This window comes from Tenacibaculum halocynthiae, from assembly GCF_964512825.1.
GTDB classification, from domain to species: domain Bacteria; phylum Bacteroidota; class Bacteroidia; order Flavobacteriales; family Flavobacteriaceae; genus Polaribacter; species Polaribacter halocynthiae.
On the sequence record NZ_CAZELG010000031.1, the window covers coordinates 69798 to 82790 of the forward strand.

At 30.6% G+C, this 12993-nt stretch carries 9 protein-coding genes and 1 tRNA gene; 7 read left to right on the forward strand and 3 right to left on the reverse strand.

Going from position 1 to position 12993, the window contains the following annotated elements; all coding sequences use genetic code 11:
* The 3 genes from nagB to ACKTTQ_RS12140 form a co-directional block, all read right to left on the reverse strand.
* Positions 1 to 1917, reverse strand: coding sequence for a glucosamine-6-phosphate deaminase (gene nagB / locus ACKTTQ_RS12130; RefSeq protein WP_408049338.1), 1917 nt, complete (start codon positions 1915 to 1917; stop codon positions 1 to 3).
* Positions 1918 to 2075: 158 nt separating this feature from the next.
* Entirely contained in the window at positions 2076 to 3668 is a 1593-nt protein-coding gene (locus tag ACKTTQ_RS12135; RefSeq protein WP_113787720.1) for a RagB/SusD family nutrient uptake outer membrane protein, read from the reverse strand.
* Between the two features lie 3 nt (positions 3669 to 3671).
* Entirely contained in the window at positions 3672 to 6758 is a 3087-nt protein-coding gene (locus tag ACKTTQ_RS12140; RefSeq protein WP_408049339.1) for a SusC/RagA family TonB-linked outer membrane protein, read from the reverse strand.
* 197 nt (positions 6759 to 6955) lie between these two features.
* On the opposite strand from ACKTTQ_RS12140, the gene ACKTTQ_RS12145 reads away from it, so the two are divergent.
* From ACKTTQ_RS12145 to udk, 7 genes are all read left to right on the forward strand, one after another.
* The gene (locus ACKTTQ_RS12145; RefSeq protein WP_408049340.1) at positions 6956 to 8014 is read left to right on the forward strand and encodes a sensor histidine kinase; all 1059 of its coding nucleotides are present in this window, start codon (positions 6956 to 6958) and stop codon (positions 8012 to 8014) included.
* 1 nt (position 8015) lies between these two features.
* Entirely contained in the window at positions 8016 to 8723 is a 708-nt protein-coding gene (locus ACKTTQ_RS12150) for a LytR/AlgR family response regulator transcription factor (RefSeq protein WP_093869144.1), read from the forward strand.
* Between the two features lie 126 nt (positions 8724 to 8849).
* On the forward strand, positions 8850 to 10664 hold the full coding sequence (locus ACKTTQ_RS12155; RefSeq protein ID WP_113787718.1) for a sodium:solute symporter family protein: 1815 nt from the start codon (positions 8850 to 8852) through the stop codon (positions 10662 to 10664).
* 13 nt (positions 10665 to 10677) lie between these two features.
* Positions 10678 to 11769: an acyltransferase family protein gene (locus tag ACKTTQ_RS12160; protein ID WP_408049341.1), complete on the forward strand. Its 1092-nt coding sequence runs from the start codon at positions 10678 to 10680 to the stop codon at positions 11767 to 11769.
* Positions 11770 to 11774: 5 nt separating this feature from the next.
* Entirely contained in the window at positions 11775 to 12107 is a 333-nt protein-coding gene (locus tag ACKTTQ_RS12165) for a hypothetical protein (protein ID WP_299136268.1), read from the forward strand.
* 103 nt (positions 12108 to 12210) lie between these two features.
* Positions 12211 to 12284: transfer RNA gene (locus tag ACKTTQ_RS12170), tRNA-Thr, on the forward strand.
* A 103-nt stretch (positions 12285 to 12387) separates the two neighbouring features.
* Positions 12388 to 12993: a uridine kinase gene (gene udk / locus ACKTTQ_RS12175; RefSeq protein ID WP_093869229.1), complete on the forward strand. Its 606-nt coding sequence runs from the start codon at positions 12388 to 12390 to the stop codon at positions 12991 to 12993.

The window sequence follows — 12993 nt, forward strand, 5'->3', positions numbered from 1 at the left end:
TTAAAAGAAATAGCGTTTAAACGCCTCAATAGCTGCATAATCTGCCATACCCAAGTTACGATACTTTTCAGCAGTTAACTTGTTTCTATCTTCTGCCCTAACCCAAAACTCTCTCGCATCGTTTCCTTGAAACATTACTTTATCTTTTTGAGACTGGTGATAGAATATTGCATGTCTTTTTTTCACTACCTGATCAGGACTCATTGGAATAGCCATTTCTATTTCATGAGGTTGCCATTCAAACCAAGCTCCTCTATACAACCAAACCCAACAGTCATTCATGTATTTTTGATTTTTAAGAACCTCTAATGCTTCAAAAAGTGAATTTAAACATACTTTATGAGTTCCATGAGGATCTGCCAAATCTCCAGCTGCATAAATTTGATGTGGCTTAATCTCTTCAATCAAAGCGCACATGATATCAATATCTTCTTTTGATAAATTGTTTTTCTTAACCTTTCCTGTTTCATAAAACGGAAGATTCAAAAAATGAATATTATCATCAGGAACACCTAAATATCTAGTTGCAGCCAATGATTCTGCTCTTCTAATCCCTCCTTTTAACTTCCTAACCTCAAGTGTATCTATTTCGTTTGCCTCTTTATTTAAAATAGAAGAAATAATATTTTCGGTATTATTAGAATTTGGATCAAACAATTTAAACACCTCAGCAAATTTTAACGCATCATCATCTGAAACTGCAATATTCCCTGATGTTTGATACGCTATATGAACTTCATGTCCTTGTTCAACTAACCTATCAAAAGTTCCTCCCATTGATATTACATCATCATCAGGGTGAGGACTAAATATAATTACTCGCTTTTTCTCTGGTGTACTTCTTTCTGGACGTCTTGAATCATCTGCACCTGGCTTTCCTCCTGGCCATCCAGTGATTGTTCTTTGCAATGCATTAAATATTTTTATATTCAATTCATAAGAACTCCCTTCTTCTACCAACAAACTAGACATTCCATACTCGTTATAATCTTTATCTGTTAACTTAAGAATTGGTTTACCTACTTTATCACTTAGCCAGAAAATTGCTTTCTTTTTCAGCTCTTCTGTCCAAACACATGATGAAACTAACCAAGGTGATTTTATTCTTGTTAATTCAGAAGAAGCCTCTTTATCTAATACAAAAGTTGCATTAGTATGCTCTTGAAGATATGTTGCTGGAACTTGTGAAGTTATTTTCCCTTCAATCGTTTGTTGAATTACTTCAGCTTTATTAACACCCCAAGCAAGTAATATAACCCTTTTTGCTTTTTTTATGGTGTTAATTCCCATTGTTATGGCTCTTTTAGGAACATTCTCTATTCCTAAAAAATCTGACGCAGCATCTTCTCTTGTTATATGATCTAAAGTTATACTTCTTGTACTAGAATTATAATGAGACCCTGGTTCATTAAAACCAATATGACCAGTCCTCCCAATTCCAAGTAATTGAAAATCTAATCCTCCAGCTTCTTTTATTTTTAATTCATAATCTACGCAATATTGATACACCTCTTCTGGTTGAATTGTTCCATCAGGTATATGAACACTTTCTGGAACTATATCAATATGATTAAATAAATGCTCATGCATAAAATGATGATAACTTTGAATATCATCTGGTTGCATTGGCCAATATTCATCTAAATTAAAAGTAATTACATTAGAAAAACTTAACCCTTCTTCTTTATGCATTCTTACTAACTCTTCATACACTTTAATCGGTGATGAACCCGTAGCTAAACCTAAAACACACTTTTGGTTTACACTAGCTTTTTGCTTTATAAGCTGAGCTATTTCTGAAGCAACTAATTTTGATGCTTCTAATGAGTTTTCAAATATTACGTTATGACTCTTTTCAAAACGTGTTTCTTCAAACTGTCCTGCTAGATGATATTTCATTTCTTTATTATTTGACATAACCATGCTTACCTTAATCTTAAAATAAATTACTTTGTAAATGTAGAATACCAGTTCTCTCTTTGCGATTTTTTTCGACAAATAGCCATAAAACTGCTACTAAAAACAATCGAGAATGCATACTTACATCCCCGATTATTTATAACAAAGTTTACTGGTTAAAAATTACTGCTTCCGGTATCCCACCAAAGTCTGGTTCCTCCATTATCTAAACCTTTTAAGAAGCTAACTGCCTTTTGAACATTTGCTGAATTGGTGTTCTTCTCACTATCCACAAAATTGATACGGCGTATTTGAATATTGGTATCTATTTCTCCTCCACTGTTATTAACTACAACAGGAAAAACTTTAGGATATCCTGTTCTTCTAAATTCACTCCATGCTTCTTGACCATCAGGAAACATTGCAATCCATTTTTGAGTAATTATTTGCTCTAATTGCTCTTCATTTGTTCCTGCCTGATTGTAAGCTATTTTTACATCTGTTGAATATGCTACATTATTAGTTGCATTAATTGCATCAACAAAATCGTTTGGAGTACTCGTTGCATCTGCTAAATAAGTACTAGCCCCTGCAACACCATGCTGTGTAAAAGAAGCCTTTACACCTTCTTCATAATTTACTTTAGCATTTCCTGCTCCAGCCCAGCCTCTTAACGCTGCTTCAGCTTTCAAAAAATGAATTTCAGCAGTTGTCATCCATACTTTTTGAGTAGCTGTCATCACAACTTCTCCTAATAAAGAATGGCTACCATATTGAGATTTCGCATTAATATCAATTCCTTGACGAATTCCTTTATAATTTCCTAATGCTGCATTTGCTGGTGCATTAAAATATTTAGAAATTCTTCCATCATTGAATCCTTTTAAAATCACTTCCATTTCTGCACTCATACAAATATCTCCCCAAGTTCCACTAATAGTTGCTAATGGATGTGAAAAACCACCCATGTTTACTGTCATTGTGTTTGCTATAAATCCTGCATCACTAGCTAATGCTTTTTCTCCTTCAGTTTTAGCCATAGCCTGATTTACTTTAGATACTCTAATAGCTAATCGTAATCGTATAGAATTAGCAAATGCTCTCCATGAAGCAACATCTCCTGCTAAGTTTGACTCGTCAAACGGAACAAATTGCATGTCACCTTCATATTTTTTTAATCCTGTAATAGCATCATCTAAATCTTTAAAAAACGCTTTATAGGCATCTTCTTGAGAATCGTATTCACCTGTAGTACCGTAATCATTAAATTTTGAATAACGAATAGGTCCAAAAACATCTGATACTCTATGCATTGCCATTACTTTTATAACATTGGCTAAGAAAACAAATTTCTCTCCTCCTTGTGAATTTGATAATTCTACTTGCTCTTTTATCTCTCTTGCATATGGCATTACTCCATTTCCGTTATTTGCATCATATGCATCGTTCCATATAAAACCATTCCACCCATTAACTAAAGCGTATGTTTGATTATTTATATTTCCTGCAAATGGTGTTGGAGCTGTCATATATCCTGAAAAAACATCAGCATTTAAGTTCTGTTGTAACTGGTAGTTCCATGCAGGCTCTACACGAATTATATTAGAAAACATTGGTGAAAACCTAGATCCAATATGGTTATTTTGCTGTGTTAAGCTTTCTTGTGAGATACCATGTGGATCGGTATTTATCTTAGCAAAATCTTCTGTACACGCATTAACAATTACTAAAATTATTAATAGTTGTATATATTTAAAAGTTCGTTTCATTTCTTAAAAGTTTATATTAACATTAAACCCTATACTTCTTGTTGATGGTTGATTGAATATATCAACACCTTGTAAACCTAAACCTGTACTTGCAGATATGTTTGGATCAAATGGAGCTTCTTTATAGAAAAAGAATAAATTATTTGCTATTAAAGACAATCTTACGCTTTTAAAGAAGTCTCCTTTTACAGGTAACTTATACCCTATAGATAATTCTCTTAAACTAACATTAGTTGCATCGTATACATATTCACCTAACATTCCATCTCTACCTCCAATAGCATTATAGTAATCTTGAGCCGTTATTTGAGATGCAACACCTGCTTCATTTACTACATTAATCATTCCGCCATTAGTATTTCTAGCATCTGCTGTTGCTTGAGAAACACCATATTTATCGTTTACAGCCTCTGTAACACTTACTACATCTCCTCCGAATTTACCATCAATTAAAAAACTAAAAGTAAAATTCTTGTAATCAAAACTATTACTCCATCCTAAAGTAAAATCAGGTTGAGCATGTGCTACTGTTTTAAATTCCGTTGATTTTAAAGCTCCAGAAGTATTAATTACTGGCACACCATTTTGATTTCTCACTAATGATCTTGCTTTTATACTACCAAAATCTTCTCCTTCTATTAATGAAAACTCATAACCATTTACACCTCTAGCAGTAACAATAGCCTCTCCATCTTGTAATGAAGGATGAACTGAAACGACTTTGTTTTTATTTTGTGCAAAATTTAATACTGTATTCCAAGTAAAGTTTTCATTTCTTATTGGCTTTCCATTTAAAACTAACTCTATACCTTTATTAGAAATCTCTCCAGCATTTACAATGTTTTGAGAGTATCCATTTGGATTAGGCTCAGCTTGAATAAAAAATATTTGATTCAATGTTTTTGTACTATAGTACGTTAACTCAAAACCTAAACGGTTGTTTAAAAATCTCCACTCAGTTCCAATTTCAAATGCCTTTTGTCTTTCTGGCTCTAATGTTTCTCCTTCAATTGGAGCAAAAGGCGCCGTACTAATACCTGTATTCGTTTGATTTATTTTATTTAATGGTAATGTAGCATATACAGGTATATCTTTACCCACCTCAGCATAAGAAACTCTAAGCTTTCCAAAATTAATTGACTCAGGCATTTCAAACATTTCTGAAAGAACCCCCGTTAAACCAATAGATGGATAGAAAAATGAAGTTGAATTTGTATTTACTAAGGTAGATGACCAATCTGTTCTTCCTGTTACATCTAAGAATAACATTTTTTTATACCCAAAATTTGCTGATCCAAATACAGATTGCACTTCTCTATTTCCAACTGATTGTCTTATATTATTAGTTGTTTCAAAATTAGCAATAGTAAAAACATTTGGAAAGTTTAATCCTTTACCATCTCTACCAGAATCTAATAAAATTTGATCTCCAATAGAATATTTTGTTAAACTAGTTCCTAATAAACCTGTAAAAGTTAAATCTTCTGAAAAGTCTTTAGAATAATTAGCTATTAAATCAATGTATTGTTGTGTGTTTTCAGTTTTCTCTAAAACATACCTTCCATTATCTCCAGAATTTACAGGATCTGTTCCTGCATATTGCTTTTTATCAAATGTAAAAAATGACTTATCATAACTTACTCTCGACTGTAATGAGAAGTTATCTGTTACTTGATATTTAGCAGATACATTTGCTAATACTCTTTGTACAATATCTTGACTCGGGTTTCTGTTTATTAACCAATATGGATTTTGCTGAATGTTTTCATCAAAAGAAGAAGCATACTGATCCATCATATTAGTTGTTTGATTAAAATATTCAAATTTATTTTTATAAATATCTCTATCAATTCCTACTGGATGTAAGTACACACCTGTTAACGCATTCGAGTACAAACCATTTGTAGGTCTATTCCATATTCTTTGATCAGATAAATTAACACTTGCAGAAATATTTATTTTATCTTTTAAAAATTTAGCCGTTTCTCGTAATGTTACATTATTTCTAACTAGTCTATTTCCTGGAACAACACCTTCAGCTAATGTATTAGCATATGAAAAATAGGTTTGTACTTTAGCATTTCCTGATGTTAAAGCTACAGAGTTTATTGCTGTATAACCTGTATTAAAAAAACTTTTAGCATCGTTACTTAATCCTTGAGCTTTTGCACCCCATGATTTAGGGTCAGTTACTCTACCATTTTCAGCTATTGGACTTCCCACTGAAGCTGATTGATATTCAGATTGCAATTTTGGTAAAGACATTACATTGTCAACTGTAAAACTAGATGAAACATTTACAGACAATCTACCTTCTTTTCCTTTTTTTGTTGTTACAAGAATTACACCATTTGCACCTTGACTTCCATATAAAGCAGAAGCTGACGCTCCTTTTAATACTGTTATAGATTCAACATCATCAGGATTAATTAAAGACATAGCGTCTCCTCCATCTCTGTTCCCTGTTTGACTACCAAAAATATCAGTTCCTGGTTCTGAACCATTAGATCCATTTCCACTATTTAACATTGGTACTCCATCAATAACATATAAAGGATCATTATTAGTAGTAGAAGAGTTACCTCTTAATACAACTTTTGCAGTTCCTCCTACACCAGACGAACTTCTTGTGATAGTTACCCCTGCTGATTTACCTGATAAACTGTTAATAGGATTTGTTTGTTTTACCTTTGTTAATTCATCTCCATTTACTTCCTGAGCTGAATAAGTAAGTGCCTTTTTTTCTTTTTTAATTCCTAAGGCAGTTACAACTACTTCATTTAAAACATTATCATCTTCTAATGCTATATTAATAGTTACTGACTGATTGGTTACAGCTTTTGATTGTGCTTTCATACCTAAATAAGTAAAAAGCAAAACATCTCCTACTGAGGCTTTAATTTGATATTTCCCATCAAAGTCGGTTTCAACCCCTTTAGTAGTTCCTTTAATAATTACTCCTACCCCCGGAAGAGGTCCCCCCTCTGACTTCGAAGTCACTACCCCTTTTATTGTTTTTTCTTGACCTAAAGCCAGTTGTGTTACTAAAAAAGAAAAACAAAATAGTAGTAAAATTTTATTTTTTTTCATGAATAAGTTAATTAATTGTTTGCTTAAAGTTATGCACTTCTGAAAATGTTAAAAAAATATTATATACAAACAACATCAAATAGGCAATGAATGACTCTATTTTATAGATTATCATAAATCAGTCTATTTTAGATGTTAAGTCTTGTTTGGTACACCCAAAAAAATGGTATAAATTACACACTCAATTTACTTTAATTTTGAATTTTAGAAAAAATAAATACTCAAATAGAACCATAAAAAGAAAGTACCATATCCTTTTTTGGGCTGGCTATTTTCTTTTTAACGTTATTAGATGGGGAAGCTATTTTGATGATTATTGGTACTCATTAAAATCTAACTTAATAGAATTCCCTCTACATATATTTATTGTTTATGCTAATTTGTATTTTTTTATTCCAAAATACCTAATACAAAAAAAGTATAAAAGATATATTACATCATTATTTATATCACTAAGTTTTTTATACACTGCTAGAACAGCTCTTAATTATTTCCTAGTCACTAAAAACATATGGCCAGAATCTGAAGGATACCAAGAGGCCTTTACCTTTAATCATATTATAGCTGTTACACTGGGAGAACTATATGTTTTAGCTTTAGCTACAGCTATAAAACTAACAGTAGACTGGGTAAACCAACGCAATAGAATAGAAAATTTAAAAAAAGAGCATTTAAAAAGTGAATTAAACTTTTTAAAAACCCAAATACAGCCACATTTTTTCTTTAACACATTAAACAACCTATATGCTTTAACTTTGGAAAAATCAGATTTAGCATCAACAGTCGTATTAAAACTATCTGATATAATGCAATACGTTATTTATGATGTAAAAGAACCCAAGGTAAAGCTTTTAAAAGAAATTGAATACATCCAAAACTATTTAGATTTAGAATTACTTCGTTGCAATAAAAATTCAACAGTAGATTTAAACATAAAAGGAAATATAGCCAACGCAAAAGTGCCTCCTTTAATTTTTTTATCATACATAGAAAACTGTTTTAAACATGGAAATAAAAATAATAATGATTTTTATATCTATATTAGTTTCGAAATCACTCAAGAAAACAATTTAATTTTTAGTCTTAAAAATAGTTTCGAGCCTTCTTTAAATCAAAAGAAAAAAAGAGGGATTGGAAATACAAATACGAAAAGAAGGCTTGATTTAATATTCAAAAAAAATTATAAACTTGATATTTCACAAGAAAATAATTTACATTCTGTTAATTTAGAAATTCCTCTAACCAAAAAACAATAAAGTGAAAATTAATTGTGTTATTATAGATGACGAACCTTTAGCTATTAATGTTATAAAAAACCACCTACAAGAATTTCAAAACATAAATATTGTAGATACATTTAATAACCCTTTAGAAGCAATAAACACTCTTGAGAAAGACCCTATAGATGTTTTGTTTTTAGATATTAATATGCCAAAAATGAACGGGTTAGAATTCTTAAAAAATATCCCTGTAAAACCACATGTAATCATTACAACTGCTTATCGAGAATTTGCTGCAGAAAGTTACGATCTAGATGTTCTTGATTACTTAGTAAAACCTATACCTTTTCCACGATTTTTAAAATCGATTAATAAACTTACTCAACAACTACATTTAAATCAAAATGTGAAAAATATTCATACAAATGAAGATTCTTATATTTTTTTAAAGGTAGACAAAAAACTAGTTAAGGTAAAATATGACAACCTCTTGTATATAGAAAGTTTAAAAGACTACATAAAAGTTTGTACTACTGATGGAAACTACATCGTACATAAATCATTAACAAGTATAACAGAAGAACTACCAAGCAATAACTTTTTACGTATTCATAGATCATATACAATTGCTATTGACAAAGTAAATTCTGTTGAAGGAAATTCAGTAGATATAAACAATAAAAGAATACCTATAGGTAGAAAATACATAAACAATACAAAACAAATTATTTTAAACAATAATTAATTAATGAAAATAAAGGCTTTTTGTCTTTGTTTTTATTTTGTTTATCAAAAAAACATAGTTGTTGGTAGAATTAATTTACCATAAACCTTTCAATTTCATTAGATTTCAACTTTTAAAAACTAATTAATGATTAACTTAAGCTCTCTTGATTACACTATAATCATATTATTTTTCACTATTGTATTAGCAATAGGTATATATGTATCTAAAAAATCTGGTAAAAATTCAGAAGAGTTTTTTTTATCTGGAAGAAACATGCCATGGTGGTTATTAGGATTATCAATGGTAGCAACAACATTTTCAACTGATACACCTAACTTAGTTACAGATATAGTTAGAAAAAACGGAGTCTCTGGAAATTGGGTTTGGTGGGCTTTTCTAATAACAGGTTTACTAACAGTATTTGTTTACGCTAAACTTTGGCGAAAATCAAATGTAAATACAGACATTGAGTTTTATGAACTGCGTTATGGAGGAAAACCTGCAAAATTTCTTAGAAAGCTACGTGCCGTATATCTTGGTGTTATATTCAATATAATGGCTATGGCTGCAGTAACACTTGCCGCTATAAAAATTGGTCAAATAATGCTTGGCTTAGAACCTTGGCAAACCATTGTATACGCAGGAGTAATTACAGTTATTTTCAGTGCTATAGGAGGATTCAAAGGTGTCGTTTATACAGATTTCTTATTGTTCTTTGTTGCAATGATTGGTGCAATTGGTGCTGCTTGGTATTTAGTTAGCTTACCAGAAATTGGAGGTTTAAAAAACTTAGTTACACATGAAAACGTTATAAACAAACTATCAATACTACCTGACTTTAGTAATACTGAAGCTGTTATTACCTTATTAGTAATACCTTTTGCTGTTCAATGGTGGAGTGCCTGGTACCCAGGTGCTGAACCTGGTGGTGGTGGTTATATTGCTCAACGAATGCTTGCCGCAAAAAACGAAAATCATGCTATAGGTGCTACATTCTTTTTTAATATTATGCATTACGCTTTACGCCCATGGCCATGGATCTTAGTTGCTTTAGCTTCTTTAGTTTTATACCCTGATTTAGCTAGTATAAAAGAGGCTTTTCCAAATGTAGCCGACAATAAGCTAGGGCATGATTTAGCATACTCTGCCATGTTAACAAAACTACCTAGTGGTTTATTAGGTATTGTTTTAGCTTCTCTGGTAGCAGCATATATGAGTACTATTTCAACTCATTTAAACTGGGGAGCGTCTTATATAGTAAATGATTTTTACAAACAACAAATTAATCCAAATGCTTCGGAAAAAAAGCTAGTTCTAGTAGGTCGAGTTTCAACAGTTGTTTTAATGTTATTTAGTGCTTTATTCGCATTATTATTAACAAATGCCCTACAGTTGTTCGAAGTTATTTTAATGTTTGGAGCTGGTACAGGGCTTATATTTATTTTACGTTGGTTTTGGTGGCGTATTAATGCCTGGAGTGAAATTGCTGCAATGTTTTCTTCTGGTATAATTTCAATACTATTAAATTTCACTTCATTTGGCGAGGTTCTTTTTAATTCAGAAACAGGGGTGTTTCCTAGCTGGTTTAAATTCCCGTTTATTGTACTTATAACAACTTTAGTATGGGTAATAACAACCTTTTTAACCTCTCCTGAAAAAGATAAAGTTTTATATAATTTTTATAAAAAAATACAACCTGGGGGAAAAGGTTGGAAACATATTACAAACAAAGCTCAAAACGAAAACATCAACCTTATTAATTCAAATGAAAAATGGAGCGTTCCTAACGGAATATTAGCCATGCTTTTAGGTACTGTATTTATTTACAGCTGTATGTTCGCTACTGGTTACTGGATTTATGGTAAATATACCTTAGCACTTATTATTACAACAATCGCTATTGTATTTGCCTATTTACTTATAAGAGTATGGAAAAAAATAAGCACAACTATTTTATAACAATATATTCTCTGTGAAACGATTACAATCAGTTGATACACTTAGAGGGCTAACTATAATTGCAATGATTCTAGTTAACAACCCAGGTACTTGGAGCTTTGTTTACCCTCCATTACTTCATGCTAAATGGCATGGATTAACTCCAACTGATTTAATCTTTCCCTTTTTTTTATTTATCGTAGGAATATCAATAGCACTAGCCTATAAAAATAAGAACGCTAACAAAGCTACTTATAAAAAAATAATTGTTAGAAGTTTAAAATTAGTTGGATTAGGTTTATTTATAAATATTTTTACTCCAAATTTTCCTTTTTTTGAGGAACTACAAACCATAAGAATACCTGGTGTACTGCAAAGAATAGGAATTGTTTTTTTTGTTTCTTCAATATTATTTCTAAACCTAACTATAAAAAGTATTATCTCAGTAATCATCTTTGTATTAATAGGGTATTTTTTATTTACAGGTTTTATACATTTACCCAATGGAGAACTCCCTTCTTTTGATAACAATTTAAACAATTGGTCAAATTATACTGATTATAAAATTCTAGGAAAACATATGTGGAGAAGTACTTTTGATCCAGAAGGCCTACTTAGCACCATTCCGTCAATTATAACTTGCTTGCTAGGTATCGTTGCTGGTAAAATACTTACTTACAAAAACAACTATAAAAAAGAACACCTATTACTTTTTTATGCTATAATTCTTTTTACTCTAGGCTACACTTGGAGTATTTGGTACCCTATAAATAAAACTATTTGGACAGGTAGCTTTGTTTTAGTTACGGCAGGCTGGGCTTCATTTGCCCTTTCTATTACTTATTATATTAATGATATAAAAAACATTACACTAAGTAAAAAGCTTATATATGTTAGTAAAAATGCCATAACTATTTATTTTTTATCAATGGTAATAGCCAAAACATTTTATTTAATTAAAGTAAATGATAATGAAAGTATACATTCTTGGTTATTTAACATTTTATTCAACCATCATATTCAAATTACTGAGTTAGCCTCTTTGCTATATGCTCTTAGCGTTGTTTCTTTTTATCTTTTACTAAGTTACATTCTTTTTAAAAAGAATATTTTTTTTAAAGTATAACAATCATGCTACCAACTAATCAATCAATTCAAGAGAATAAATATTTTTCGAAATTAATTTATTCGAAATCTTATTATAGTACGTCATTTTCAGATAATATTTCTTTTTCTTTATATGAGAAATTTAAAAACTGGATAGTTGGTGAGTTTGATTTGTTCTTTAAAGAAGAAAATCATAACAGTTTAAATATATATTTTCCTAACGGAATAATAACAATAGAAATAAAGAACAACACAAAAATAAGTATCATTGTTAAAAACAAGAATAGTAAAAAATGTAAAAACATGATGCAAAAAGTTCTTAAACTGTATCTTTTCTCCTTACCAAAAACCACTTAAAAAAAAGACTCTCAAACGATTAAAAAAACACATTTAAAAAAAGTAAAAAAAAGTTTTTGTAGTTTCGAAAATCATTATATATTTGCCACGCTTTAAAGCAAAAGCCGATGTAGCTCAGCTGGCTAGAGCAGCTGATTTGTAATCAGCAGGTCGTGGGTTCGAGTCCCTCCATCGGCTCAAAAAATAAAAAGTGCTAACAAATTTGTTAGCACTTTTTTTATGCACTATTTTTTCTAAATTTGCTAACTATAAAACTACTTAAGAATTTCTAATGAAAAACATTTTTGTTATTGGTATTGCTGGTGGAACTGGAAGTGGAAAAACAACCGTAGTAAATCAAATAATTAATGAACTTCCTGCAGATGAGGTTTGTGTAATTTCTCAAGACTCATATTACTGTAAAACTGATAATCTTACTTACGAAGAAAGAACAAAAATAAACTTTGACCATCCTAGAGCTATTGACTTTGACTTATTAGTTGAACACCTAAAACAACTAAAAAATAAGCAAATTATTGAACAACCAATATATTCATTTGTTGCACACAATAGAACGAAAGACTCTATCAAAACACACCCTAGGAAGGTTATAATAGTAGAAGGTATATTAATTTTCAACAGTAAAGAATTACGTGATTTATGCGATATAAAAGTTTTTGTACATGCAGATGCAGACGAGAGACTTATAAGAAGAGTTCGCAGAGATATTAAAGAACGTGGTAGAGACATTGATGAAGTTTTAAGTAGATACCAACACACACTAAAACCAATGCATCAGCAATTTATTGAACCAACTAAAAATTTTGCTGACATTATTATACCTGGTGGTGGCCACAATAAAGTAGCTATAGATATTGTTAGAACTGTAATAAACGATCGCCTATAA